The sequence below is a fragment of the Stutzerimonas sp. VN223-3 genome, assembly GCF_045999685.1.
Lineage (GTDB): Bacteria > Pseudomonadota > Gammaproteobacteria > Pseudomonadales > Pseudomonadaceae > Stutzerimonas > Stutzerimonas stutzeri_AR.
This window is the reverse complement of sequence record NZ_RBEC01000003.1, coordinates 802,631-828,436: the sequence shown is the minus strand read 5'-3', so window position 1 is coordinate 828,436 and position 25,806 is coordinate 802,631. Positions and strand designations below refer to the sequence as shown.

At 58.9% G+C, this 25,806-nt stretch carries 24 protein-coding genes and 2 tRNA genes; 20 read left to right on the top strand and 6 right to left on the bottom strand.

Annotated features, from left to right (window positions below; translation table 11 throughout):
- Positions 1 to 28 precede the first annotated feature (28 nt).
- Both lldD and D7241_RS19760 read right to left on the bottom strand, forming a co-directional pair.
- A complete protein-coding gene (gene lldD, locus D7241_RS19765) occupies positions 29 to 1,198 on the bottom strand; it encodes an FMN-dependent L-lactate dehydrogenase LldD (protein WP_408102928.1) in 1,170 nt (389 codons plus the stop codon).
- Between the two features lie 174 nt (positions 1,199 to 1,372).
- Complete coding sequence (locus D7241_RS19760) at positions 1,373 to 3,067, bottom strand: L-lactate permease (protein WP_408102927.1); 1,695 nt, start codon at positions 3,065 to 3,067, stop codon at positions 1,373 to 1,375.
- 279 nt (positions 3,068 to 3,346) lie between these two features.
- On the opposite strand from D7241_RS19760, the gene D7241_RS19755 reads away from it, so the two are divergent.
- Positions 3,347 to 4,135, top strand: coding sequence for a GntR family transcriptional regulator (locus tag D7241_RS19755; protein WP_408102967.1), 789 nt, complete (start codon positions 3,347 to 3,349; stop codon positions 4,133 to 4,135).
- 84 nt (positions 4,136 to 4,219) lie between these two features.
- On the opposite strand, the gene smpB is transcribed toward D7241_RS19755, so the two are convergent.
- Positions 4,220 to 4,702, bottom strand: coding sequence for an SsrA-binding protein SmpB (smpB, locus tag D7241_RS19750; protein ID WP_255981108.1), 483 nt, complete (start codon positions 4,700 to 4,702; stop codon positions 4,220 to 4,222).
- A 217-nt stretch (positions 4,703 to 4,919) separates the two neighbouring features.
- Between smpB and D7241_RS19745 the strand changes: the two genes are divergently transcribed.
- Together D7241_RS19745 and D7241_RS19740 are read left to right on the top strand one after the other, a co-directional pair.
- A complete protein-coding gene (locus tag D7241_RS19745; protein WP_255981628.1) occupies positions 4,920 to 5,354 on the top strand; it encodes a type II toxin-antitoxin system RatA family toxin in 435 nt (144 codons plus the stop codon).
- Positions 5,347 to 5,679: an RnfH family protein gene (locus D7241_RS19740; RefSeq protein ID WP_408102926.1), complete on the top strand. Its 333-nt coding sequence runs from the start codon at positions 5,347 to 5,349 to the stop codon at positions 5,677 to 5,679. The genes D7241_RS19745 and D7241_RS19740 overlap by 8 nt, the downstream gene beginning before the upstream one ends.
- A 58-nt stretch (positions 5,680 to 5,737) precedes the next feature.
- On the opposite strand, the gene D7241_RS19735 is transcribed toward D7241_RS19740, so the two are convergent.
- Entirely contained in the window at positions 5,738 to 6,241 is a 504-nt protein-coding gene (locus tag D7241_RS19735; RefSeq protein WP_408102925.1) for an outer membrane protein assembly factor BamE, read from the bottom strand.
- 94 nt (positions 6,242 to 6,335) lie between these two features.
- On the opposite strand from D7241_RS19735, the gene fur reads away from it, so the two are divergent.
- Positions 6,336 to 6,743, top strand: a complete 408-nt coding sequence (gene fur, locus D7241_RS19730) for a ferric iron uptake transcriptional regulator (RefSeq protein ID WP_255981111.1) — start codon at positions 6,336 to 6,338, stop codon at positions 6,741 to 6,743.
- 53 nt (positions 6,744 to 6,796) lie between these two features.
- Here fur and recN read toward each other — a convergent pair whose 3' ends face one another.
- Entirely contained in the window at positions 6,797 to 8,473 is a 1,677-nt protein-coding gene (gene recN / locus D7241_RS19725) for a DNA repair protein RecN (protein ID WP_408102924.1), read from the bottom strand.
- A gap of 226 nt (positions 8,474 to 8,699) precedes the next feature.
- On the opposite strand from recN, the gene grpE reads away from it, so the two are divergent.
- The 8 genes from grpE (at position 8,700) to D7241_RS19685 (ending at position 18,947) form a co-directional block, all read left to right on the top strand.
- Positions 8,700 to 9,269, top strand: coding sequence for a nucleotide exchange factor GrpE (gene grpE / locus D7241_RS19720; RefSeq protein WP_408102923.1), 570 nt, complete (start codon positions 8,700 to 8,702; stop codon positions 9,267 to 9,269).
- Between the two features lie 95 nt (positions 9,270 to 9,364).
- Positions 9,365 to 11,278 carry a molecular chaperone DnaK gene (dnaK, locus tag D7241_RS19715; RefSeq protein ID WP_408102922.1) on the top strand — a complete coding sequence of 638 codons (1,914 nt, stop codon included), beginning with the start codon at positions 9,365 to 9,367 and terminating at the stop codon, positions 11,276 to 11,278.
- A gap of 174 nt (positions 11,279 to 11,452) precedes the next feature.
- Positions 11,453 to 12,580, top strand: a complete 1,128-nt coding sequence (gene dnaJ / locus D7241_RS19710; protein ID WP_408102921.1) for a molecular chaperone DnaJ — start codon at positions 11,453 to 11,455, stop codon at positions 12,578 to 12,580.
- A gap of 78 nt (positions 12,581 to 12,658) precedes the next feature.
- On the top strand, positions 12,659 to 13,465 hold the full coding sequence (gene dapB, locus D7241_RS19705) for a 4-hydroxy-tetrahydrodipicolinate reductase (protein ID WP_408102920.1): 807 nt from the start codon (positions 12,659 to 12,661) through the stop codon (positions 13,463 to 13,465).
- Positions 13,466 to 13,658: 193 nt separating this feature from the next.
- Positions 13,659 to 14,807 (top strand): glutamine-hydrolyzing carbamoyl-phosphate synthase small subunit, encoded by a 1,149-nt coding sequence (gene carA, locus D7241_RS19700; protein ID WP_408102919.1) that lies wholly within the window; start codon positions 13,659 to 13,661, stop codon positions 14,805 to 14,807.
- Positions 14,808 to 14,843: 36 nt separating this feature from the next.
- Complete coding sequence (gene carB, locus D7241_RS19695) at positions 14,844 to 18,065, top strand: carbamoyl-phosphate synthase large subunit (RefSeq protein WP_408102918.1); 3,222 nt, start codon at positions 14,844 to 14,846, stop codon at positions 18,063 to 18,065.
- Positions 18,062 to 18,538, top strand: a complete 477-nt coding sequence (gene greA / locus D7241_RS19690) for a transcription elongation factor GreA (protein WP_255981127.1) — start codon at positions 18,062 to 18,064, stop codon at positions 18,536 to 18,538. The genes carB and greA overlap by 4 nt, the downstream gene beginning before the upstream one ends.
- Before the next feature lie 10 nt (positions 18,539 to 18,548).
- Positions 18,549 to 18,947 carry a DUF4149 domain-containing protein gene (locus tag D7241_RS19685; RefSeq protein WP_408102917.1) on the top strand — a complete coding sequence of 133 codons (399 nt, stop codon included), beginning with the start codon at positions 18,549 to 18,551 and terminating at the stop codon, positions 18,945 to 18,947.
- A gap of 23 nt (positions 18,948 to 18,970) precedes the next feature.
- Here D7241_RS19685 and yhbY read toward each other — a convergent pair whose 3' ends face one another.
- Entirely contained in the window at positions 18,971 to 19,282 is a 312-nt protein-coding gene (gene yhbY, locus D7241_RS19680) for a ribosome assembly RNA-binding protein YhbY (protein ID WP_408102916.1), read from the bottom strand.
- Positions 19,283 to 19,364: 82 nt separating this feature from the next.
- Between yhbY and rlmE the strand changes: the two genes are divergently transcribed.
- The 8 genes from rlmE (at position 19,365) to D7241_RS19640 (ending at position 25,803) form a co-directional block, all read left to right on the top strand.
- Complete coding sequence (rlmE, locus tag D7241_RS19675) at positions 19,365 to 20,015, top strand: 23S rRNA (uridine(2552)-2'-O)-methyltransferase RlmE (protein WP_408102915.1); 651 nt, start codon at positions 19,365 to 19,367, stop codon at positions 20,013 to 20,015.
- Between the two features lie 189 nt (positions 20,016 to 20,204).
- Entirely contained in the window at positions 20,205 to 22,115 is a 1,911-nt protein-coding gene (gene ftsH / locus D7241_RS19670) for an ATP-dependent zinc metalloprotease FtsH (protein WP_408102914.1), read from the top strand.
- A gap of 18 nt (positions 22,116 to 22,133) precedes the next feature.
- The gene (folP, locus tag D7241_RS19665) at positions 22,134 to 22,985 is read left to right on the top strand and encodes a dihydropteroate synthase (RefSeq protein WP_255981133.1); all 852 of its coding nucleotides are present in this window, start codon (positions 22,134 to 22,136) and stop codon (positions 22,983 to 22,985) included.
- Between the two features lie 9 nt (positions 22,986 to 22,994).
- Positions 22,995 to 24,332, top strand: a complete 1,338-nt coding sequence (gene glmM, locus D7241_RS19660; RefSeq protein ID WP_408102913.1) for a phosphoglucosamine mutase — start codon at positions 22,995 to 22,997, stop codon at positions 24,330 to 24,332.
- A gap of 66 nt (positions 24,333 to 24,398) precedes the next feature.
- Complete coding sequence (gene tpiA / locus D7241_RS19655; protein ID WP_408102912.1) at positions 24,399 to 25,154, top strand: triose-phosphate isomerase; 756 nt, start codon at positions 24,399 to 24,401, stop codon at positions 25,152 to 25,154.
- Positions 25,155 to 25,158: 4 nt separating this feature from the next.
- The gene (secG, locus tag D7241_RS19650) at positions 25,159 to 25,539 is read left to right on the top strand and encodes a preprotein translocase subunit SecG (RefSeq protein ID WP_255981136.1); all 381 of its coding nucleotides are present in this window, start codon (positions 25,159 to 25,161) and stop codon (positions 25,537 to 25,539) included.
- A gap of 11 nt (positions 25,540 to 25,550) precedes the next feature.
- Positions 25,551 to 25,636: transfer RNA gene (locus tag D7241_RS19645), tRNA-Leu, on the top strand.
- A 90-nt stretch (positions 25,637 to 25,726) separates the two neighbouring features.
- Positions 25,727 to 25,803, top strand: a tRNA-Met gene (locus D7241_RS19640).
- Positions 25,804 to 25,806: the final 3 nt, after the last annotated feature.

Genomic DNA, 25,806 nt, shown 5'->3' with positions numbered 1-25,806 from the left:
GCGGCGGGGATCGCGCGGCCTTGTAGGCTTATTCGACGTGTTTGGTCGTCTGGTACTGTCCAAGTTCGCGAACTAGCGAATCGGTGGTGATTTCGCTGATGGCCTTGGCGCCGGTCAGCACCATCGCCACGCGCATTTCCTTGTCGATCAGATTCAGCAGGTTGGTGACACCGGCCTCGCCGTCGGCCGCCAGTGCATAGGCGAAAGCCCGGCCGAGCAGCACAGTATCCGCGCCTAGGGCGATCATCCGCACCACGTCCAGGCCGCTGCGAATGCCGGAGTCAGCGAGAATCTTCAGATCACCTTTAACCGCATCGGCAATAGCTGGCATTGCGCGAGCGCTGGACAGAACGCCGTCGAGCTGACGGCCGCCGTGGTTGGAGACGATGATGCCGTCGGCGCCAAAGGTGACGGCGTCGCGGGCGTCTTCGGCATCGAGGATTCCCTTGATTACCATCGGGCCGTCCCAGAATTCGCGGATCCATTCCAGATCCTTCCAGGAAATCGAAGGATCGAAGTTTGCCGCGAGCCAGCCGATGTAATCCTCCAGCCCGGTCGGATGGCCGCGGTAAGTGGAAATATTGCCCAGATCGTGCGGTTTGCCGTGCAGGCCCACATCCCAGGCCCAGAACGGGTGGGTCATGGACTGAAGCATGCGGCGAATGTTGGCGTTCGGGCCGCTCATGCCCGAATGTGCATCGCGGTAGCGGGCGCCTGGGGTGGGCATGTCCACGGTGAAGACCAGCGTGGTGACGCCTGCTGCCTTGGCACGTTCCAGGGCATTCTTCATGAAACCTCGGTCCTTCAGCACATAAAGCTGGAACCACATCGGCCGCTTGATCGCCGGGGCCACTTCCTCGATCGGGCAGACCGATACGGTGGACAGTGTAAATGGAATACCTTTCTTGTCGGCGGCGCGGGCAGCCTGGACTTCGCCTCGGCGAGCAAGCATGCCGGTTAGGCCGACAGGGGCCAACGCGACCGGCATTGACAGGGTCTCGCCGAACAGCTGGGTCTCCAGGCTGAGTTCCGACATGTTGCGCAGGACGCGCTGGCGCAGGGCGAGGCTGGCCAAATCGTCGACATTGCGACGCAGTGTGTATTCGGCATAGGCGCCGCCGTCGACATAGTGGAACAGAAACGGCGGGAGTTTGCGTTTTGCTGCGGCGCGGTAATCCGTAGAGGCGGAGATGATCATCGTTGTTCTCACCGGTTAAAAACGAGGTAGTCTCGAGGTGCTCCCCGTCTTCGACGAAGGAATCGTTATCGGTTGGCTTTACCCTATCAACGCGTGATTTGGGATGCGCGATGATACGGGCGAGGATCAAACGTCTTTACCCCGAACATTTCGGGGCAAAGGCCATACATGGAGTCAGGTGCCGACCAGCGGGTCCGTCACACCCATCAGGTAGATTGCCACCATGCCGATCACTCCTGTGAACAGTACGTAATAAAGCGTAGGCCAAACGGTCTTGCGCAGGGTGACCCCCTCGCGACCCAAAAGGCCGACGGTGGCGGACGCGGCGACCACGTTATGGATCGCGATCATGTTGCCCGCGGCCGCGCCGACAGCCTGGACGGCTACGATCATTGCGCCGGAAATACCCAGCGAATGAGCGACGCTGAATTGGAACTGGCTGAACATCATATTGCTGACGGTGTTCGATCCGGCGATGAACGCACCCAGTGCACCCACGGAAGGGGCGAGCAACGGGTAAATGCCACCGACGCTGTCGGCAACATAGCGCGCCATGGCGATCGGCATGCTTGGCAAATCGCTGGCGTTAACGCCGGAATTGATCAAGATGCGCACCATCGGCACGGTGAACAGCAGGACGAAGCCTGCACTAAGCAGCACGCCGCTGGATTCCTTGACTGCGGCTTTCAGCTCGGCGGCGCGCATGCCATGCATGAAGAAGGTCATCAGTACGACTGCGACAAGAATGCCGCCTGGCAGATACAGCGGCTCGATACTGGCGCTGACACCGCTCTCGCCGAGGATGTTGGCGAAGGCCATGGAGACCGACTTCAATGCTGCGGTCACCTCTGGGAAGACCCGACTGATAACCAGAATCGCACCCACTAGCACGTAGGGCAGCCAGGCGCGAAAGGCACTCATTGGTCGTGCGGCCAGGTCGTCCAGCTTCATCTCGACGGTGCCCACCCATGCGGCCGGCCAGTCTTTAGCATCAGCGAAGTCCCAGGTGGTCTTCGGTACCAGAAAGTTGAAGCGAGCAGCGGTGGTGACGATAGCCAAGCCGATCAGGCCGCCGAGCAGCGAGGGGAATTCTGGGCCGAGCAGCACTCCCGTGGCTACGTAGGGCAGGGTAAAGGCCAGGCCGGCGAAGATTGCGAAGGGCAGGACCTCGAAGCCAGCCTTCCAGCTTTTTTCCTTGCCGAAGAAGCGCGTCAGCATCATCGCCATGATCAACGGCATTACGGTGCCAACGATGGCGTGGGTGATTGCCACACTGCTGGTGATCTGCTGCAGGAAGGCTTGCCAGCTCGCGCCTTGAACGACCAGCTGAGCACCGAGCGTGGCGGTATCCAGTCCGCTGTTGACACCCACTACGATAGGTGTGCCTACCGCACCGAAAGACACCGGTGTGCTCTGTACCAACATTCCCATTAGTACGGCGGCCATGGCCGGAAAGCCAACCGCGACCAGCAGCGGCGCGGCGATGGCGGCCGGAGTGCCGAAGCCGGAAGCGCCCTCGATAAAGCAACCGAACAACCAGGCGATGATAATCGCCTGGATTCGGCGGTCGGGGCTGATGGTGGTGAAGCCTGCACGAATGGCAGTGATCCCCCCCGAATGCTTGAGAGTATTCAACAGCAGGATTGCGCCGAAAATGATCCACAGTAGGCCGAGGGTGATGACCAGGCCCTGCAGGCTGGAGGCGATGATCCGGGTAAAACTCATGTCCCAGACGAACAGGCCGATGGCGGCGGTGAACAGAAACACCACTGGCATGGCGCGGCTGGCGGGCCAGCGCAGGCCGATCAATAGTACGGCAGCGAGCAGAATTGGAGTAAAGGCGAATAGGGCGAGCAGTCCGTTAGACATGTTCCGGCTCCCAACGTCGCGTGGAGCGGATGAGGCCCGGCTGGGCCTGTAACGAGCGAAAATCTGGAGACCGCATTAATTAGTCCTCTTTTTGTTAATACTCTGAACTTGTAAATTGGTAATACCAATTATCCATAGAGCTCGGCCAGCGTAAGAGTTCGGTCGCCCTTGCGTCAATTAGCAAGCTATATACTTTGGTCGCACCGAACCGTTGTTGCGGCGCATGGAATGCCTGACTACGCTGGCATTCGTTCAGTGGTCAAACCAATCGAGGAAGTCATGGAAGTGGGAATGGTGCGTCAGCGGAGGCTGGCCGATAACATCGTGGAACAGCTCGAAACCATGATTCTCGAGGGCACGCTCAAGGCTGGGGAGCGCCTGCCAGCGGAACGAGTGCTGGCCGAGCAGTTTGGCGTATCCCGTCCTTCCTTGCGGGAGGCCATTCAAAAGCTCGCGGCGAAGGGGCTGTTGATCAGCCGCCATGGCGGCGGCAATTTCGTTGCCGAATCCCTGGGTTCTACCTTCAGCGATCCGCTGCTCCATTTGTTGGAGAACAACGCGGACGCACAGCGCGATCTGCTGGAATTCCGTCATACGTTGGAAGGCAGTTGCGCCTATTACGCCGCGCTACGGGCTACGGAGGTCGATCAGCAGCGGCTCGGCGAGGCATTCGCAGTGCTGCAGGACTGCTATCTGCGTGACGGCATGGTGACTCGAGCCGAGGAGGGCGCAGCCGATGCGCGCTTTCATCTGGCTATCGCCGAGGCCAGTCACAACGCTGTGCTATTGCATACGATTCGGGGCCTGTTCGATCTGCTCAAGCGCAACGTGGTGACCAACATCGGTGGCATGTACGCGCTGCGCAAGGAGACTCGCAACATGCTCATGCAGCAGCATCAGGAACTTTACGACGCGATTATCGCTCGTCGGGCCAACGAGGCGCGCGAAGTGACCCATCGTCATATCAGCTACGTGCAGGAAGTGCTTGCCGAAGGGCAACAGGAAGCGCAGCGGCTAGCGCGAGCGCAGCGACGACAGGGTAGGGCTGAGAAGCCCACTGAGGGCTAAGGCGATGGGGCCGAGGAAGGCTGGAAGCTGAGTTGCTGAAGCAGCACGGGCGAGAAAGACGCTTCCTTGCTAGAGCTGATCCGGTCAGTCTTCCTTGCCTTTGGTGCGCATAGCGCGCTGGATTTCCCGGTCGGAGTCGCGCTCTTTCTCCGTGTGGCGCTTGTCGAACTCTTTCTTGCCTTTGCCTAAGGCGATGTCACACTTGATCAGGTGCTTTTTCCAGTAAATCGACAGGGCAACACAGGCGTAGCCCTTTTGCTGCACCGCGCCGAACAGCTTGCCCAGCTCGCGCTTGTTCAACAGCAATTTGCGGGTGCGGGTGGGGTCGGCGATGACGTGAGTGCTGGCTGCGGTGAGTGGTGTGATATGACAGCCCATGAGCCAGGCTTCGCCATCCTTCAGCAGAACGTAGCTATCGACGAGTTGCGCCTTGCCGGCACGCAGACTCTTTACTTCCCAGCCGGCCAGAACGAGACCCGCCTCGAATTTCTGTTCGATGAAGTAATCGTGTAGCGCTTTCTTGTTTAGCGCGATGGTCCCGGGGGACTGTTTCTTCTGTTTGGCCATAGGCTGCGCATTATAGGGAGTCCCGCTGCGGCTGGCGATAACCAGCACGCTACGATGGTATGAAACTTGAGAGGGGCGCGCTTATCCCAGACAATATGCTCTTTGCGCGCGTTCAGGCCCGGTGCGGCGGAACCTGCGTATGGCTCTTGCTCTCGGTGATCGCTCGTCGCCGCTTGCTGTGGCGGTCTCTGACCGTCGAATGACGAAGAAGGTCTGCATGACGACGCATATTCAACGCTCGGCGCTACTGCCGTATCCGGCGCACGCGCTGTTCGACATGGTCAATGACGTAGCCAGCTATCCGCAGTTTCTGCCTTGGTGTTCCGCTACCGAGGTGCTGTCCAGCAGCGAGACTCAGATGCAAGCAAGCATGACGGTAGCGAAAGCCGGCATTAGTCAGCGTTTCCTCACGTGTAACGAGTTGCAGGCCGGTAAACGCATCGAGATGACTCTCGAAGAGGGGCCATTCAGTCATCTGCATGGCATCTGGGAGTTCAAAGCGCTGGGTGAGAAGGCCTGCAAGATCAGCCTTGACCTAACCTTCGATTACGCCGGTCCGTTGGTCCGGGCTACTCTTGGTCCGCTGTTCAATCAGGCCGCTAATACGTTGGTCGATGCGTTCTGTGATCGGGCGAAACAGCTCTATGGATAAGCCGATCATCGCGATTGAGGTGGTCTACGCGCTTGCCGATAAGCAGAAGCTGCTGCGCCTGACAGTCCCTCAAGACACAACGGTGCGTCAGGCTGCGGTCCTTTCAGGAATGGACGGTTTCTTTCCGGGACTTGATTTGGCAACCGCACCGCTTGGTGTTTTCGGTAAGGCGGTACCCAAGCCGGACGAACGTGTGCTTGAAGAGGGTGAGCGGGTGGAAATCTATAGGCCGCTGATCGCCGATCCGAAGGAAGTGCGTAAGCAGCGCGCGGCGAAGGCGGCGCAGAACAAGGCTGGCGATTCGCGCGGCGGATCGGCTGCTTAGGGTTGTGGTAACAGAAAGCGAGAAAGCCCGGGGTGCCGGGCTTTCTTTTATCTCGCGCTCAGTTTGTTTCCAAACTGTCCGGAGTTGGCACCGGGACCGGCTCGGCAGCGTCGACGTCACGCTGAATCTGCTCGAGCAGTGAGCCGGGTTCGGTAGCCTCTGGCTCGGTGCGAACCGGTGTTTCGGTGGCCGGCTGATCAGTGCCGAGGATGGCCTCGTCGCGGCTGACGCCCGGCTTGAAGTCGCCGGCCAGGCCTGCCAATTGGTCGTTGGCGTTGAATACGAGGCTTACGCCTTCCTGCTGGCGCTGACTGCCACCCGGCTGGATGCTGTACAGGTAATCCCAGCGGTCGGCATGAAAGGTGTCGGTGATCAGCGGGTTGCCCATGATAAACCGTACTTGCGAGCGGGTCATTCCGGGGCGTAACTGGTCTATCATGTCCTGTGTAACGACATTGCCCTGTTGAATGTCGACCTTGTAAACCCCGGGGAATGAACAACCGGCGAGTGCGAACAGGCCCACAAGCGTGAGACTGGACAGCATGAGCTTGGTGTTTTGCATCGGTAGGTGACTTCCACTATCTTGGCTGGGCAAAGACCCGGATCATACCCGTATTGAAGGAGGCTGCGAAACAGCAGCAGCGAGAAAGCCAACCATGGTTGAAAATAGCGAACTACGCAAAGCTGGCCTCAAAGTGACCCTCCCTCGGGTCAAAATCCTGCAGATGCTGGATACCACTGACCGGCGCCATATGAGCGCTGAAGACGTCTACAAGGCGCTGATGGAGGCCGGCGAGGATGTCGGTCTGGCAACTGTCTACCGAGTGTTGACCCAATTCGAGGCCGCCGGCCTCGTGGTTCGGCATAATTTCGATGGTGGTCATGCGGTGTTCGAGCTTGCTGACAGTGGCCATCACGACCATATGGTCTGTGTCGACAGTGGCGATGTCATCGAGTTTTTCGATTCCGAGATCGAAAAGCTGCAGAAAGAAATCGTCAAGCGCCACGGTTATGAGCTGGTCGATCACAATCTGGTGCTCTACGTGCGCAAAAAGGCTGAGTGAGCGTCGGTGCAGAAAAAATAAAGGCGATCCGCGGGTCGCCTTTTTCATTTCCGCTAAGAGGCCTGGACTGAGCCGATCATCTGTCGGGCGTGGGCCAGCGCCTGTTCGGTCAAGTCAACTCCGCCAAGCATTCTCGCGATCTCCTCGACTCGTTCTCCATCTTCCAGCGTTGCCACAGCGGTGTGGGTCTCGTCGCTGCCGCGAGCCTTGTGCACGAATAGGTGATGGTGCCCTTGCGCCGCAACTTGCGGTAGGTGAGTAACGGTAAGTACTTGTCCGCGCTCGCCCAGACGGCGCAACAACTGACCGACCACTTCGGCGGTGGGGCCACCAATGCCGACGTCCACTTCGTCGAACACCAGTGTTGGGATCCGCGAGGTCTGAGCGGTGATTACCTGGATTGCAAGGCTGATGCGCGACAGTTCGCCACCAGAGGCGACCTTAGCCAGTGGTCGAAGTGGCTGCCCTGGGTTGGCGCTGACGAGAAACTCCACCTGTTCCAGTCCGTGTGGCATAAGGTCGCCTTCTGTGCTGGGCTTCAGCACGACGTTAAACTTGCCGCCCGGCATGCCCAATCGCTGAATCTCCGCTTCGACCGCTCTCGCCAGTGTTTCTGCGGCTTGTTGGCGGGTAGCGCTCAGCTCTCCAGCCTTTTCCCGATAATGTCGCTCATATGCAGCAAGCTCTTCGCCGAGTTGCTCCAGCGCGTCATCATTGGCGTTCAGGCTTTCCATCTCCTCGAACAACCGTTGTTGTAAGGCTGATAGTTCCAGCGGTTGCACCCGGTGCTTGCGCGCCAAGGTATAGATGCTATCCAGCCGTTCTTCCAGCGCCTGCTGGCGCTGCGGATCGGAATCGAAATGGTCAAGGAATCGGTTCAGCTCGCCGACCGCTTCTTCCACTTGGATCTGTGCGCTGGAGAGCAGGTTGACTGCTTCGCCGAGTGCACCCGGTTGATTCTGAAATGCGGTGAGGCGTTGCAGACTCGATGTCAGCGCTGACAATACGTTTCCCGCATCGCTCTCGCTGCATAGGTCGATCACTTGGCGGCAGGCGCCGAGCAGGTGCTCGGCGTTGGCAAGGTTCTTGTGCTCCTGCTCCAGATGTTCCAGCTCGTCCTCACCAAGGGCGAGGGTTTCCAGTTCTTCCAGCTGATAGCTCAGCAATTGATGGCGAGCGCGCTGCTCATCGCTGCTGTTACTCAGGCGCTCTAAGGTCTGCCGGGTCTGGCGCCAGCGTTGTGCAGCCAACTGAACCTGGCGCGCCAAGTCTTGGCTGCCGCTATATTCGTCGAGCAGACGTCGATGGGTATCGAGCTTTAGTAGCGACTGGTGTTCGTGCTGGCTGTGAATATCGATCAGCAATTCACCGAGCGCCTTAAGGTCCCCCTGAGGACAGGGCGTGCCGTTGATATAGCCGCGCGAGCGACCTTCGGCAGTAATTACTCGGCGGAGAATGCATGGGCCGTCGCTATCCAGGTCGCGCTCCACCAGCCAGGCCCGCGCGTCGGGAATGTCGTCCAGATCGAAGCTGGCAAGAATGTCGGCCTTATCCGCGCCGATGCGCACCACGCTGCTGTCGGCGCGGTCGCCAAGGGTCAATCCGAGTGCGTCGAGCATGATCGACTTGCCGGCGCCGGTTTCGCCACTGATCACGCTCATGCCGCGCTTCAGCTCAAGGTCGAGGTGCTCGACGATGGCGTAGTTATGAACAGACAGATGAACCAGCATGGCAGGGCTCCCGCGTAGATGACTGGCTATTTATACAGTTCTTCTGGGGAAGGCTTCAAGCGGCAAACTACAGGCGGCAAGAACTCTCAGCCACGATCGGGTGCAACTCTTGCTCGCGGTCGATAGCCTGTAGCTGCCTCCAGCCCTTGAAGCCGTGCTCGTCGCCCCCATATAGCGGCACAAGCGCGGGCTGACCGCCCGCTGAAGTCTTGATGAGGAGGATCGCATGGCCGACGAGCAGAACCTGGACAACCAGACCCCTGAAGAGAACGAGACCGAGCAAGCCGAAGTGGCCGAGGATCTGGCTGCCCGCGTGCAGTCACTCGAAGAGCAACTCGCGGCGGCGCAGGATCAGTCCCTGCGGGTTGCGGCCGAGCTGCAGAATATTCGCCGCCGCGCCGAGCAGGATGTGGAAAAGGCGCACAAGTTCGCGCTGGAAAAATTTGCCGGTGATCTGCTGGCCGTTGCCGATAGTCTCGAGCGTGGTCTCGAGCTGTCGAGTCCGGATGACGAAGCAGTCAAGCCGATGCGCGAAGGCGTCGAGCTGACCTTCAAGTTGCTGCTCGATACCCTGGCGCGCCATCAGCTGGCACAGCTAGATCCGCAGGGCGAGCCCTTCAATCCTGAGCATCACCAGGCCATGGCCATGGAAGAAAGCACTCATGCCGAGCCTGGCAGCGTGCTCAAGGTTTTTCAGAAGGGCTACCTGCTCAACGGTCGGTTGCTGCGTCCGGCAATGGTCGTAGTCAGCAAGGCGCCAGCGGAAACCCCGCCTTCGATTGATGAGAAGGCTTGAATTTCGGCTATTGAACCCCATCTCGTAGCCAAGCGTTTTTGTGTTACCCGCTGCCGGTAATCAGGCGCGGATCAATCAAGTTCGGAGAGAAGCATATGGGCAAGATTATCGGTATCGACCTGGGAACGACCAACTCCTGCGTCTCCATTCTGGAAAATGGCAAAGCTAAGGTGATCGAGAACGCCGAAGGCGGCCGCACCACCCCGTCGATCGTTGCGTATGCCAATGATGGCGAAATCCTGGTCGGTCAGTCGGCCAAGCGCCAGGCGGTGACCAACCCACACAACACTCTGTACGCGGTGAAGCGACTGATCGGTCGTCGTTTCGACGAAGAAGTCGTGCAGAAAGATATCCAGATGGTCCCGTACAAGATCGTCAAGGCGGACAATAGCGACGCGTGGGTAGAAGTGAGCGGCCAGAAGATGGCACCGCCACAGATTTCGGCGGAAATCCTGAAAAAGATGAAAAAGACCGCCGAAGACTACCTCGGCGAGCCGGTCACCGAGGCGGTAATTACCGTTCCTGCCTACTTCAACGACAGCCAGCGTCAGGCCACCAAGGACGCTGGACGCATCGCCGGCCTGGACGTAAAGCGCATCATCAACGAGCCGACTGCGGCTGCGCTGGCCTACGGCATGGACAAGGCCAAGGGCGACCACACCGTGATCGTCTATGACCTGGGCGGCGGTACCTTCGACGTGTCGGTGATCGAGATCGCCGAAGTCGACGGCGAGCACCAGTTCGAAGTGTTGGCCACCAACGGTGACACTTTCCTCGGTGGTGAGGACTTCGACATTCGCCTGATCGACTACCTCGTCGACGAGTTCAAGAAAGAAAGCGGCATGAACCTCAAGGGCGACCCGCTGGCGATGCAGCGCCTGAAAGAAGCCGCCGAGAAGGCCAAGATCGAGCTGTCCTCCAGCCAGCAGACCGATGTCAACCTGCCGTACATCACCGCGGACGCGACGGGTCCGAAGCACCTGAACGTGAAGATCTCTCGTGCCAAGCTGGAAGCGCTGGTCGAGGATCTTGTGCAGCGCACCATCGAGCCATGCCGCATGGCGATGAAGGATGCCGGTATCGACGTTTCCAAGATCGACGACGTGATCCTGGTCGGTGGTCAGACCCGTATGCCGCTGGTGCAGCAGAAGGTCGCGGAGTTCTTCGGCAAGGAAGCGCGCAAGGACGTCAACCCGGACGAAGCCGTCGCCATGGGTGCTGCCATTCAGGGCGCCGTTCTGGCTGGTGACGTTAAGGATGTGTTGCTGCTCGACGTGTCCCCGCTGACCTTGGGTATCGAAACCATGGGTGGCGTGATGACCGCGCTGATTGAAAAGAACACCACTATTCCGACCAAGAAGTCGCAGGTGTTCTCGACTGCCGATGACAACCAGAGCGCCGTGACCATTCACGTGCTGCAGGGCGAGCGCAAGCAGGCTGGGCAGAACAAGTCGCTGGGTCGTTTCGATCTGGCCGAGATTCCGCCGGCTCCGCGTGGCGTGCCTCAGATTGAGGTGACGTTCGACATCGACGCCAACGGCATCCTGCACGTGTCTGCCAAGGACAAGGCCACCGGCAAGCATCAGTCCATCGTGATCAAGGCTAACTCGGGTCTGTCCGAGGAAGAAATCGAGCAGATGGTGCGCGACGCCGAGGCCAACGCCGAGGAGGATCGCAAGTTCGAAGAATTGGTCACTGCGCGTAACCAAGGCGATCAGCTGGTCCATGCGACCCGCAAAATGCTGACCGAAGCCGGCGACAAGGCGACCGAGGAAGACAAGGCCAGCATCGAGAAGGCTATCGGCGAGCTGGAAGTAGCCATCAAGGGCGACGACAAAGCCGAGATCGAAGCCAAGATCGCTGCGGTTTCCCAGGCCTCCACGCCGCTGGCACAGAAGATGTACGCCGAGCAGCCTCAGGGCGGTGAGGGCGAGCAGGCTGGCAATAACGCGCAATCCGGCGACGATGTGGTCGACGCCGAGTTTGAAGAGGTCAAGGACAACAAGTAAGCCGCGGCTTATGACCTCCATGAGTGGAGAGGGCGCAGCGGCTGCCATCCTGGTCGCTGCTGCCTTTAGCTCCAACCCGAAGCGGTGATGCCGCGACGGGCTTGATCGCCGCGCGGGGGCTTGCTCCCGCGTCGGCGTGTCTGGAGGGTACGAATTTGAAGGTTCAGGAAATTTATGGCCAAACGTGACTATTACGAAGTGCTGGGTGTCGAGCGCGGCGCCAGCGAGGCGGAGCTGAAAAAGGCTTATCGCCGCCTCGCGATGAAGCACCATCCGGACCGTAATCCCGGAGATAAAGCGGCTGAAGACGCGTTCAAGGAAGCCAACGAGGCTTACGAAGTGTTGTCCGATGCGAGCAAGCGCCAGGCCTACGATCAGTACGGTCACGCCGGCGTCGATCCGCAGATGGGTGCAGGGGCGGGCGCCGCGTACGGCAACGCCAACTTCTCCGATATCTTCGGTGACGTATTCAGCGATTTCTTTGCCGGCGGACGCGGCAGTTCACGTGGTGGCGCCCAGCGCGGTAGCGACCTGCGCTACACGCTTGAACTGGATCTGGAAGAGGCCGTTCGCGGCACCACGGTCACCATCCGTGTGCCGACGCTTGCCGAGTGCAAGACCTGCGATGGCTCCGGCGCCAAGAAGGGCACCAGTCCTGTTACCTGTACCACCTGCGGTGGTATTGGCCAAGTCCGTATGCAGCAGGGCTTTTTCTCCGTTCAGCAGACCTGCCCGCGCTGCCATGGCAGCGGCAAGATGATTTCCGATCCTTGTGGCAGCTGTCACGGCCAAGGGCGCGTCGAAGAGCAGAAGACGCTTTCGGTCAAGGTTCCATCGGGCGTCGACACCGGCGACCGTATCCGTCTGACCGGCGAAGGCGAGGCAGGTGCTCAGGGTGGTCCGGCGGGCGATCTGTATGTCGTGGTCAACGTACGCGAGCACCCGATTTTCCAGCGCGATGGCAAGCATCTGTATTGCGAGGTGCCGATCAGCTTCGCTGATGCAGCTTTGGGCGGCGAGCTGGAAGTTCCGACTCTGGATGGTCGCGTCAAGCTGAAGATCCCCGAGGGGACCCAAACCGGCAAGCAGTTCCGCCTGCGCGGTAAGGGCGTTGCCCCTGTCCGTGGTGGTGCGGCAGGTGATCTGCTGTGTCGTGTCGCGGTGGAAACTCCGGTCAATCTAGGCAAGCGTCAGCGCGAGCTGCTTGACGAGTTCCGCAAAACGCTGCAAAGCGACAGCTCCCACTCGCCCAAGGCCAGCGGCTGGTTCGAGGGTATGAAGCGCTTTTTCGGCGATCTATAAACAGAAGGCTGCAGGCTGCAGGCGATAGGCTTCGAGCTTTCGCCTGAGGCCTGAGGCCTGCAGCCTGGAGCTGACTGGATGCGACGTATTGCAGTAATGGGCGCCGCCGGGCGCATGGGTAAAACCCTGGTCGAAGCCGTACAGCAGACTGGTGGTGCCGCGGGATTGACCGCCGCGATCGATCGGGCCGACAGCACCTTGGTTGGCGCTGATGCAGGCGAGCTAGCGGCCATCGGCAGGATCGGTGTACCGCTGATTGGAAGCGTTGAAAAGGTCGTCGAGGAGTTCGACGTGCTGATTGATTTCACCCACCCTTCGGTGACATTGAAAAATCTTGAAGTCTGCCGGCGTGCTGGCAAAGCCATGGTGATCGGCACGACTGGTTTCTCGGTTGAAGAGAAGGAAAAGCTGGCCGCGGCGGCAAAGGACATTCCCATCGTTTTTGCTGCCAACTTCAGCGTGGGCGTCAACCTTTGCCTGAAGTTGCTCGACACCGCTGCGCGAGTCCTCGGTGACGAAGTCGATATCGAGATCATCGAGGCACACCATCGGCATAAAGTCGACGCCCCGTCCGGCACAGCATTGCGCATGGGTGAGGTGGTTGCCGAAGCGCTCGGTCGCGATCTGCAGAAGGTTGCGGTATATGGCCGCGAGGGGCAAACAGGGGCGCGCGAGCGGGATGCCATAGGCTTCGCTACCGTCCGTGCCGGCGATGTCGTCGGGGATCATACGGTGCTATTCGCAGCCGAAGGCGAGCGGGTCGAGATCACGCACAAGGCTTCCAGCCGCATGACTTTCGCCAAGGGGGCTGTCCGCGCGGCGCTGTGGCTGGAGCAGCAGCCTGCAGGTCTGTATGACATGCAGGATGTGCTCGGGCTGCGCTGAAGCTACGTGCCGCCTGGCGCGTTGGGCAGATTTCGGCTGGACCCGAAAGGGTGTTTTCTGTAAGCTTCCCGTTTTAGTGTGTCCACTAAAAGTTGCGCAGAAATGACTCAAACAAAAAGCGGGATGACCTTCACACGTCATCCCGCTTTTTTACAATCTGCGCCTGCTTCAGCCTTGATCTTTGGGAGGTCTCTTGACTAAGCCAGCCCCTACGCCAGCCATTCTGGCCCTTGCCGATGGCAGCATCTTTCGCGGCGAATCCATCGGCGCCGATGGGCAAACCATTGGTGAGGTGGTGTTTAACACCGCCATGACCGGCTATCAGGAAATCCTCACCGATCCATCCTATGCCAAGCAGATCGTCACCCTGACCTACCCGCATGTCGGCAACACCGGCACGACTCCGGAAGATGCCGAGTCGTGGAAAGTCTGGGCGGCTGGCCTGGTGATTCGCGACCTGCCGCTGATTTCCAGCAACTGGCGCGACAAGCAGTCCTTGCCGGACTACCTCAAGGCCAACGGCACCGTTGCCATCGCCGGTATCGATACCCGCCGTCTGACTCGTATCCTTCGCGAGAAGGGCGCCCAGGATGGCTGCATCCTGGCAGGCAACGACGCCACCGAAGAAAAAGCGCTGGAGCTGGCGCGAAGCTTCCCTGGCCTCAAGGGCATGGACCTGGCCAAGGAAGTCAGTGTCAAGGAGCCCTACGAGTGGCGTTCGAGCGTCTGGTGCCTGAGCGACGATGGCCATGCCGAAGTGCCCGCCAGCGAGCTGCCTTATCATGTGGTCGCCTTCGACTACGGCGTGAAATACAACATCCTGCGCATGCTGGTGGCGCGCGGTTGCCGTGTCACCGTGCTTCCGGCCCAGTCCACCGCTAGCGATGCGCTAGCCTTGAACCCGGACGGCATTTTCCTCGCCAATGGTCCAGGGGATCCTGAGCCCTGCGATTATGCGATCAAGGCAATCCAGGAAATGCTCGAAACCGATATCCCGATGTTCGGGATTTGCCTCGGCCACCAGTTGCTGGCCCTGGCGTCCGGTGCCAAGACGGTGAAAATGCCGAACGGCCACCACGGTGCCAACCATCCGGTACAGGACCTCGACACTGGCGTAGTGATGATCACAAGCCAGAACCATGGCTTCGCCGTAGAAGAGTCCAGCCTGCCGAGCAATCTGCGCGCGACCCATAAGTCGCTGTTCGACGGCACCCTGCAAGGCATCGAGCGCACCGACAAGGTCGCTTTCAGCTTTCAGGGGCACCCCGAAGCCAGCCCGGGCCCGCACGACGTCGCGCCGCTGTTCGACCGTTTCATCGAAGCCATGGCCAAGCGCCGCTGAGCCTGCCGACTGACCCAAGGATTCGAGAGTAAGAAAATGCCAAAACGTACAGACATCAAAAGCATCCTGATCCTCGGTGCCGGCCCGATCGTTATCGGCCAGGCGTGCGAGTTCGACTATTCCGGTGCCCAGGCGTGCAAGGCGCTGCGTGAGGAAGGCTTCCGCGTCATCTTGGTCAACTCCAACCCGGCGACCATCATGACCGACCCGGCCATGGCCGATGCGACTTACATTGAGCCGATCAAGTGGGCCACCGTCGCGAAGATCATCGAGAAGGAGCGCCCGGATGCGCTGCTGCCGACCATGGGCGGCCAGACCGCGCTGAACTGCGCGCTGGACCTGGAAAAGCACGGCGTACTCGAGAAATTTGGCGTCGAGATGATCGGCGCCAATGCCGACACCATCGACAAGGCCGAAGACCGTTCGCGCTTCGACAAGGCGATGAAGAACATCGGCCTGGCGTGCCCGGTTTCCGGCATCGCACACAACATGGACGAAGCTTACGGTGTGCTCGACAAAGTCGGCTTCCCTTGCATCATCCGCCCGTCGTTCACCATGGGTGGCACCGGTGGCGGCATCGCCTACAACCGCGAAGAGTTCGAGGAGATCTGCGCCCGCGGTCTCGACCTGTCGCCGACCAGCGAACTGCTGATCGACGAGTCGCTGATCGGCTGGAAGGAATACGAGATGGAGGTTGTCCGCGACAAGAAGGATAACTGCATCATCGTCTGCGCCATCGAGAACTTCGACCCGATGGGCGTACACACCGGTGACTCCATCACTGTGGCTCCGGCGCAAACCCTCACCGACAAGGAATATCAGATCCTGCGTAACGCCTCGTTGGCGGTACTGCGCGAGATCGGCGTGGAAACTGGCGGTTCCAACGTGCAGTTCGGTATCTGCCCGAACACCGGCCGCATGGTCGTGATCGAGATGAATCCGCGCGTTTCGCGTTCCTCGGCTCTGGCTTCCAAGGCCACGGGTTTTCCGATCGCCAAGATCGCAGCAAAGCTGGCCGTGGGTTACACCCTCGATGAGCTGCAGAACGACATCACCGGTGGGCGCACCCCGGCCTCCTTCGAGCCTGCCATCGATTACGTCGTCACCAAAATTCCGCGCTTCGCTTTCGAGAAGTTTCCGAAGGCTGACGCCCGCCTGACCACTCAGATGAAGTCTGTCGGTGAGGTCATGGCCATCGGCCGGACTTTCCAGGAGTCGGTGCAGAAAGCCCTGCGTGGCCTGGAAGTCGGTGTATCCGGTTTCGACCCTAAGCTCGATCTGGCCGACCCAGAAAGCGAGAGCACCCTCAAGCGCGAGCTCACCGTACCAGGCGCGGATCGTATCTGGTACGTGGCTGATGCCTTCCGCGCCGGCAAATCTGTCGCCGAAGTCTTCGACCTGACGCGCATCGATGAATGGTTTTTGGTGCAGATCGAAGATCTGATCAAGGAAGAAGAGCGGATCAAGACCTTGGGCCTGTCCAGCATCGATCGCGATGTGATGTACAAGCTCAAGCGCAAGGGCTTCTCCGATGCGCGCCTGGCCAAGCTGCTCGGCGTCACCGAAAAAAATCTGCGCGCTCATCGCCACAAGTTGAAGGTGCTACCGGTCTACAAACGCGTCGACACCTGCGCCGCTGAATTTGCGACCGATACGGCCTACATGTATTCGACCTACGAGGAAGAGTGCGAAGCCAATCCGTCGAGTCGCGACAAGATCATGATCCTTGGTGGTGGGCCCAACCGTATTGGCCAGGGCATCGAGTTCGACTATTGCTGCGTGCACGCGGCGCTGGCGATGCGCGATGATGGCTACGAGACCATCATGGTCAACTGCAACCCGGAAACCGTCTCCACCGATTACGATACCTCGGATCGCCTGTACTTCGAGCCGGTCACGCTGGAGGACGTTTTGGAAATCGTCCGTGTCGAGCAGCCCAAGGGCGTGATTGTCCAATATGGCGGACAGACGCCGCTAAAACTGGCTCGTGCGCTAGAAGAGGCCGGCGTGCCGATCATCGGCACCAGTCCTGACTCCATTGACCGTGCCGAGGATCGCGAGCGTTTCCAGCAAATGGTTGAGCGTCTTAATCTACGTCAGCCGCCGAACGCCACCGCGCGTAGCGAAGAGGAAGCCTTGGCCGCGTCCAAGGTCATTGGTTATCCGCTGGTGGTACGCCCTTCGTACGTGCTGGGTGGCCGGGCGATGGAAATTGTCTATCAGGAAGAAGAGCTGCGTCGTTATATGCGTGAGGCGGTCAAAGTCTCCAACGACAGCCCAGTGTTGCTCGACCATTTCCTCAATTGCGCTATCGAAGTCGATATCGATGCGGTGTGTGATGGTGAGCATGTGGTGATCGGTGCGATCATGCAGCACATCGAACAGGCGGGCGTGCACTCTGGCGACTCTGCCTGTTCCCTACCGCCTTACTCGTTGCCAGCGCATATCCAGGACGAGATTCGCGATCAGGTCAAGAAGATGGCCCTGGAGCTTGGCGTGGTCGGCCTGATGAACGTGCAGATGGCCGTGCAGGGCGAGGATATCTTCGTCATCGAAGTCAACCCGCGTGCCTCGCGTACCGTTCCCTTCGTGTCTAAATGCATTGGCGTTTCGCTGGCGATGATCGCGGCACGCGTTATGGCAGGCAAAACGCTGGCCGAAGTCGGGCTGACGGAAGAAATCATTCCGAACTTCTATAGCGTCAAGGAAGCCGTATTCCCGTTCGCCAAGTTCCCTGGCGTTGACCCGATTCTCGGTCCGGAGATGAAATCCACCGGCGAGGTGATGGGGGTCGGTGACAGCTTCGCCGAAGCGTTCGCCAAGGCGCAGCTCGGTGCTAGTGAAATTTTGCCGAACAGCGGCTGCGCGTTCATTAGTGTGCGTGACGATGACAAGCCGCATGTCGAACAGGTGGCGCGCGATCTGATCGGGCTTGGTTTCGAGGTGGTTGCCACCGTCGGCACCGCCAAGCTCATCGAAGCTGCCGGATTGCCGGTGCGCCGAGTCAACAAGGTGACCGAAGGTCGTCCTCACGTTGTCGACATGATCAAGAATGACGAAGTTACTTTGATCATAAACACTACTGAAGGACGTCAGTCCATTGCTGACTCGTACTCGATCCGTCGTAACGCCCTGCAGCACAAGATTTGCTGTACCACCACCCTGGCTGGTGGGCAGGCGATCTGTGAGGCGCTGAAGTTCGGTCCCGAGAGGGCTGTGCGTCGCTTGCAGGATCTTCACGCAGGAATCAATGCATGACTAAGTATCCAATGACTGTCCAGGGCGCTCGCGCCTTGGAAGATGAGCTCAAGCATCTCAAAACCGAGCTGCGTCCGCAGATCACCCAGGCTATCGCCGAAGCACGCGAGCTGGGGGATCTCAAGGAGAATGCCGAATACCATGCCGCCCGGGAGCAGCAGGGCATGGTCGAGGCGCGCATTCGTGATATTGAAGGCCGTCTGCAAAATGCTCAGGTCATCGATGTGGCCAACATCCCGCATACCGGCAAGGTGATCTTCGGTACTACCGTGGAAATTGCCAACGTCGAAACGGATGAAGCTGTGACGTACCAAATCGTTGGTGACGACGAGGCGGACATCAAGCGCGGCAAGTTGTCGGTCAGCTCCCCCATTGCCCGCGCCTTGGTCGGCAAGGAAGAGGGTGATGTGGTAGCGGTAAAGACACCTAGCGGGTTGATTGAATATGAAATAGTTGAGGTTCGCCATCGCTGATCGCCAACCCATGCGCGCTGGCGTGGTCAGCTGGCAGCTGGCCCAGACGTTCTGGGTCGGCGGTCTCTGGTTATTGCAGTTCGTCGTGCTGCCAGCATTGGCAAAAATTGGCCTCGCGCCGCTGCTGATCGAAGAGATCGCGGCTAGTCTGCGGCCGCTCTTGGTCGGCTTTGCCGGATTCTGCGTGTTGCTTCAAGCTATAGTGCTTATCCAGCTCAGCGGCTTTCGCAGCTTATGGCGAGACCTGCGTGGTCAGTTGTTGCTGTCGGTACTTTTGCTTGCGGCCAGCTATTTCGCTGTGCGGGCTGGATTCGTCGAATCGCCCTATTGGCTGGTGTTCAGCTATCTGGTGATGGGGCTGTGTGGACTGATACTGGTGTTGCAGGTCGCTCCCGGGCGGGAGCGATAGTCGAAGGCGGGCCTGTAAATGGCTCAGCCTTGGAAGCGATGTACGTTGGAGAGCTGCTTGTTCACCTTCGGGTTCTTGCGATAAACCAGCGCCATCTTGCCGATGGCCTGAACCAGTTCGCAGTCGCCGACTTTGCACAACTCCTCCATCACCGCTCGACGATCGTCGCGCTCGGTTATTCGCAGCTGTACCTTGATCAGCTCGTGATCGCTCAATGCGCGCTCCAGCTCGGCCTGGACGCCCTCGGTCAGTCCGTTTTCGGACACGATCAGGACCGGCTTCAAATGGTGGCCGATGGATTTGTATTGTTTCTTCTGCTCGTTAGTGAGCGGCATAATTCGACCCTTGCGTCAGAACCCTTGAAAACGGCGGCTAGTGTAACTGACACGCCTTGAGCCGCACAGATGAGGTATCAGCTTGGCACGCTCCAAGACCAGCCCGCGTTGGCTGAAAGAACATTTCGATGACCCGTACGTGAAAATGGCGCAGCGGGACGGCTATCGTTCCCGGGCGAGCTACAAGCTGCTCGAGATTCAGGATAAGGATCGAATCCTGCGCCCGGGCATGACCGTGGTCGATCTCGGCGCTGCACCGGGAGGCTGGTCTCAAGTCACCAGTCGTGTCATCGGCGATCGGGGGCGCTTGATCGCTTCCGATATCCTGCCCATGGATAGCATCGCTGATGTGACCTTCGTGCTCGGCGACTTTACCGAGGATGAGGTGTTTGCCGAAATTCTCCAGGCCATCGGCGAAACGCAGGTCGACCTTGTGATTTCCGATATGGCCCCCAATATGAGTGGAGTGAAGGTTGCTGATCAGGCGCGAGCGATGTTTCTCGGCGAGCTGGCCTTGGACTTGGCAATGCGCGTGCTGCGCCCGGGTGGTGATTTCCTGATCAAGATTTTTCAGGGTGATGGCTTCGATGCCTACCTGAAGGACGTACGACAGAATTTCGAAAAGGTGCAGATGCGCAAACCATTGTCTTCAAGAGATCGCTCGCGCGAGCAGTATCTTTTGGCCCGCGGTTACCGGGGTGAAGGTAACGAGGCGGATTCGCCGCGGTCATAGTTGAAGACGACGAAAAAATCCCTGCAAGCCGCCAACTGCTTGGATTTCGGGCTAGCATGTTTCATATCGGGTTACAGACCAAGCTGCCCGTTCAGCGACGTTGTGTAGTAAGTTAAGCCGAGCGAACCATCGGCCGTCATGCAGGCTTCCGATAGCGGGCCTGCTCCAGAGGGTAGTGAATTGAACGACATGGCAAAAAACCTGATTCTGTGGTTGATCATCGCCGCGGTCCTGGTGACGGTGATGAACAATTTTTCCAGCCCGGCCGAGCCGCAAACGCTCAACTATTCGGATTTCATCGAGCAGGTAAAAGAGGGCGGGGTTGAGCGCGTGACCGTGGACGGCTATGTCATCACTGGCAAGCGCAGTGACGGCGAGACCTTCAAGACCATTCGTCCGGCCATCCAGGACAACGGGCTTATCGGCGACTTGATCAACAATGACGTTGTGATCGAAGGCAAGCAGCCAGAGCAGCAGAGCATCTGGACTCAGCTGCTGGTTGCCAGCTTCCCGATCCTGGTGATCATCGCTGTGTTCATGTTCTTCATGCGGCAGATGCAGGGCGGTGCCGGCGGCAAGGGCGGGCCGATGAGTTTCGGCAAGAGTAAGGCGCGTCTGCTTTCCGAGGACCAGGTGAAGACCACGTTTGCCGATGTTGCTGGTTGTGACGAGGCGAAGGAAGAAGTCACTGAGCTGGTCGAGTTCCTTCGCGACCCGGGCAAGTTTCAGCGTCTCGGTGGGCGAATTCCTCGCGGTGTGCTGATGGTGGGGTCCCCGGGTACCGGTAAGACACTGCTGGCCAAGGCGGTAGCCGGCGAGGCCAAGGTTCCGTTCTTTACCATCTCCGGTTCCGACTTCGTCGAAATGTTCGTCGGGGTGGGCGCCAGTCGTGTACGCGACATGTTTGAGCAGGCCAAAAAGCACGCACCCTGCATTATCTTCATCGATGAGATCGATGCGGTTGGTCGTCACCGCGGTGCCGGTCTTGGCGGTGGTCACGACGAGCGCGAGCAGACCCTCAACCAATTGCTGGTGGAGATGGATGGTTTCGAAATGAACGATGGCATCATCGTTATCGCCGCGACCAACCGCCCAGACGTGCTTGACCCTGCACTGCTACGCCCCGGCCGCTTCGACCGTCAGGTTGTCGTCGGTCTGCCGGACATTCGTGGTCGCGAGCAGATTCTCAAGGTGCATATGCGCAAAGTTCCGCTTGGCGACAGTGTCGAGCCGGCGCTGATCGCTCGCGGTACTCCTGGTTTCTCCGGTGCTGACCTGGCCAATCTAGTTAATGAAGCCTCACTGTTCGCGGCGCGAGCTGGCAAGCGTGTGGTGGAAATGAAGGAATTCGAGCTGGCCAAAGACAAGATCATGATGGGTGCTGAGCGCAAATCGATGGTCATGTCCGAAAAAGAGCGTCTCAACACGGCCTACCATGAAGCGGGCCATGCCATCGTCGGACGCATCGTGCCGGAGCACGATCCAGTTTATAAAGTTTCGATCATTCCTCGGGGCAGAGCGTTGGGCGTCACGATGTTTCTTCCCGAGGAGGATCGCTACAGTCTTTCGAAGCGTGCCTTGATCAGCCAAATCTGCTCATTGTTCGGCGGCCGCATCGCCGAGGAGATGACGCTTGGCTTCGAGGGTGTTACGACCGGGGCGTCTAACGACATTATGCGTGCCACTCAGCTGGCTCGAAACATGGTGACCAAATGGGGCCTGTCCGAGAAGCTCGGCCCGCTGATGTACGCTGAAGAAGAGGGCGAGGTGTTCTTAGGCCGTAGTGCGGGAAGTCAACACACCAATGTTTCCGGCGACACCGCAAAGCTGATTGACCTGGAAGTGCGCAGCATCATCGACCAATGCTACGGCACGGCAAAGCAGATCCTCGCAGACAATCGCGATAAGTTGGATCTGATGGCCGAGACGTTGATGAAATATGAAACCATTGACTCCGAACAGATCGACGACATCATGGCGGGCCGGACCCCGCGTGAGCCTCGTGATTGGCAGGACGGTTCCGGGCCTACCGGGACGCCTGCACAACCTGAGGGCGGCCGCCCGCAGACGCCGATCGGTGGTCCAGCCGGCGAGCACTAAGCCAAGGCCTACTTTTCAATGACCGAAATGTTGCACCCAACCCGGCTGTCCTGTGGCAGCCGGGTTCTTGATTTATCCGTCCCCCATGTCATGGGCATTCTTAACGTTACGCCTGACTCGTTCTCCGATGGCGGCCAGCATGTTGGTGTCGAAGATGCGTTGCGCCATGCCTCGGCGATGGTTGCCGCTGGCGCGACGCTGGTCGACGTGGGAGGGGAGTCGACCCGCCCCGGTGCGCGCGTCGTTTCGCCGATCGAGGAGTTGGAGCGCGTCGCTCCGGTCGTTGATGCGATTGCTCGCGAGCTCGACGTGGTTATCTCAGTCGATACCTCGACACCTGCGGTAATACGCGAATGCGCGCGTCTCGGTGCCGGTCTGATCAATGATGTTCGTTCGCTCTCTCGCGATGGGGCGCTGGATGCCGCTGTCGATAGCGGTCTTCCGGTGTGTCTGATGCATATGCGCGGTGAGCCGGCCGACATGCAGAATGATCCCAGCTACCGGGATGTTACATCCGAGGTAGTTGAGTTCTTACGAGAGCGGATGAGGGTGTGTGCCTCGGCCGGCATTCCGGCAGAACGGATTATGTTGGACCCGGGGTTCGGCTTCGCCAAGAGCCTGTCGCATAATCTCAGCCTGTTCAAGCATATGGACCAGCTTCACGCTTTGGGGCGTCCATTGCTGATAGGCGTTTCGCGAAAGAGCATGATCGGGCAGGCGCTCGAACGCGACGTAGCGCATCGCTTATATGGAAGCCTGGCTCTTGCAGCGCTGGCCGTGACCAAGGGCGCTAGTATCTTACGTGTACACGACGTGGCTGAAACGGTTGATGTGGTTCGAATGATTGCTGCAGTGCAGACGGCAGAATAGGAAGTCACCATGAGCAAAAAGTATTTTGGAACCGATGGCATTCGCGGTCATGTAGGGCAGTTTCCGATCACTCCGGACTTCATGCTCAAGCTTGGATGGGCTGCCGGGATGGCTTTTCGTAAGCACGGCAAGTGCCGCATTCTGATCGGTAAGGACACCCGCATTTCCGGATACATGTTCGAGTCCGCCCTGCAAGCCGGGCTCTCCGCTGCGGGCGCTGATGTGCTGCTACTCGGGCCAATGCCGACCCCGGCGGTCGCATATTTGACACGTACTTTTCACGCTGACGCGGGTATCGTGATCAGTGCATCGCACAATCCGCATCATGATAATGGCATCAAATTCTTTTCCGGGCGTGGCACCAAGCTGCCGGACGAGGTCGAGCTGATGATCGAAGAGTTGCTTGATGCGCCGATGACCGTCGTAGAGTCAGAGCAGCTTGGCAAAGCGTCGCGAATCAACGATGCGGCCGGTCGTTATATCGAGTTTTGCAAGAGCAGTGTGCCGACTAGCACTGACTTCTCGGGTATGAAGGTCGTGCTCGATTGTGCGCATGGTGCGACCTACAAGGTGGCCCCTAGTGTGTTTCGCGAGCTTGGGGCAGACGTGGCGGTTATCGCTGCGCAGCCTGACGGCCTCAATATCAATGCAGGCGTTGGGTCTACCCATGTAGTGCAGCTGCAGAAAGCTGTGGTCGAGTATGGTGCGGATTTCGGTATCGCCTTCGACGGGGATGGCGATCGCGTGATGATGGTCGATCACACGGGTGCACAGGTGGATGGCGACGAACTGCTCTACATCATCGCCACCGACCTACAGGATCGTGGCTACCTGACTGGAGGTGTTGTTGGGACGCTGATGAGCAATCTGGGGCTCGAATTGGCGTTGAAGGCACGCGATATTCCGTTCGTTCGGGCGAAGGTGGGTGACCGGTACGTAATGGCAGAGATGCTTGAGCGTGACTGGGTGCTTGGCGGCGAAAACTCAGGGCACATAGTCTGTGCGCAGCACGTGTCTACCGGCGATGCGATTATCGCTGCGCTTCAGGTTGTGCTGGCATTGAGACGTCGCGGTCAGAGCCTCGCGCAGGAGCGTCTGGCCTGGAAAAAGTGTCCGCAGGTCTTGATCAATGTGCGTTTCGTGGGTGATCGTGACCCTATTTCTCACCCTCAGGTACAGGCAGTCTGCGACAGTGTTACCGAGCGCATGGCGGGACGTGGTCGCGTGCTGTTGCGCAAGTCGGGAACCGAGCCTTTGGTTAGGGTTATGGTCGAGGGCGACGATGAGAAGCAGGTCCGCAGTTATGCCGAAGAACTGGCGAACGTAGTTACGGAAGTTTGTGTGTGATTCCCGCTTGCCAGGTTTGTTTCCGTTGAGTACCATCTGCGCCCACTTTGACCGACGAGGTAAAGCATGCGTCGCCCCTTGGTAGCTGGTAACTGGAAAATGAACGGTACCCGCGCCAGCGTCGCAGAGCTGATCGAGGCGCTCAGCCAGCAGGATATTCCTGCAGCAGTAGAAGTGGTGGTTTTTCCGTCCTTTCTGCATTTGGCTCAAGCTGTAAGTGGCTTGGACGGCGAGATGATTGCCGTCGGCGGCCAAGACTGTGCAGCAGAAGCTGGCTTCGGTGCTTTTACCGGTGAGCAGTCTGCTTCCCAGTTGGCTGATGTTGGTTGCGAATGGGTTCTGGTTGGTCACTCTGAGCGACGCTTGATTTTGGGCGAAAGCGACGAGGTGGTGAGCAAGAAATTCGCCGCGGCGCTGGAGTGTGGAGTGATCCCGGTGTTGTGTCTTGGTGAAACACTGGAGCAGCGCCAGGCGGGCCAGACATTGAAAGTGGTAGAGCGTCAGCTGGCTCGCATAATAGCTGATGTTGGAATTTCAGCCTTCGAGAAGGCGGTTGTGGCTTACGAGCCGGTCTGGGCAATTGGTTCCGGGCTTACGGCGACGCCGCAGCAGGCTCAGGAAGTGCATGCTGCCATTCGAGAGCAGTTGGCGCGTAAAGATCAGCGTATCGCTGAAGGCGTGCGTGTTTTGTACGGCGGCAGTGTGAAGGTGGAAAATGCCGCCGAGCTTTTCGGAATGGCAGATATCGACGGGGGGCTTATCGGTGGCGCCTCTCTGAAAGCGAATGATTTCGGCGCGATTTGTCGTGCCGCAGGGAACTGATCAGATGTTGCAGACTGTTGTGATTGTGGTGCATCTGCTGGTTGCCATTGGTGTGGTATTGCTTGTGCTACTGCAGCAGGGCAAGGGTGCGGATGCTGGTGCGTCTTTCGGTTCGGGTGCTTCGGCAACTGTTTTCGGAAGTCAAGGTTCCTCTACCTTTCTTAGTCGTTTTACTGCTATACTCGCCGGCGTTTTTTTTGTGACAAGTCTGGGGTTGGCGTTCTTTGCAACGCAGCAAGCTGATCAGATGTCGCAAGTTGGCTTGCCGGATCCAGCAGTGCTGGAGGTGCCTGTCAGCAAGCCAGCGGTTGAGGATGTGCCTGTTCTGGAGTCCGCTCCGTCTGCGGATAGCACCGACGAGGTGCCGGAGATACAGAAGCAGTAGCAAAGGTTTTTGCCGAGGTGGTGGAATTGGTAGACACGCTACCTTGAGGTGGTAGTGGCCATAGGCTGTAGGGGTTCGAGTCCCCTCCTCGGTACCAAACAAGTAGGCCCGCAGATGCGGGCTTTCTTGTTTCAGTGTTTTGGTTGACCTGTGATAGGTGCGGTCGTATAATTCGTGCCCAGTTTGACGCGGGGTGGAGCAGTCTGGTAGCTCGTCGGGCTCATAACCCGAAGGTCGTTGGTTCAAATCCAGCCCCCGCAACCAGTT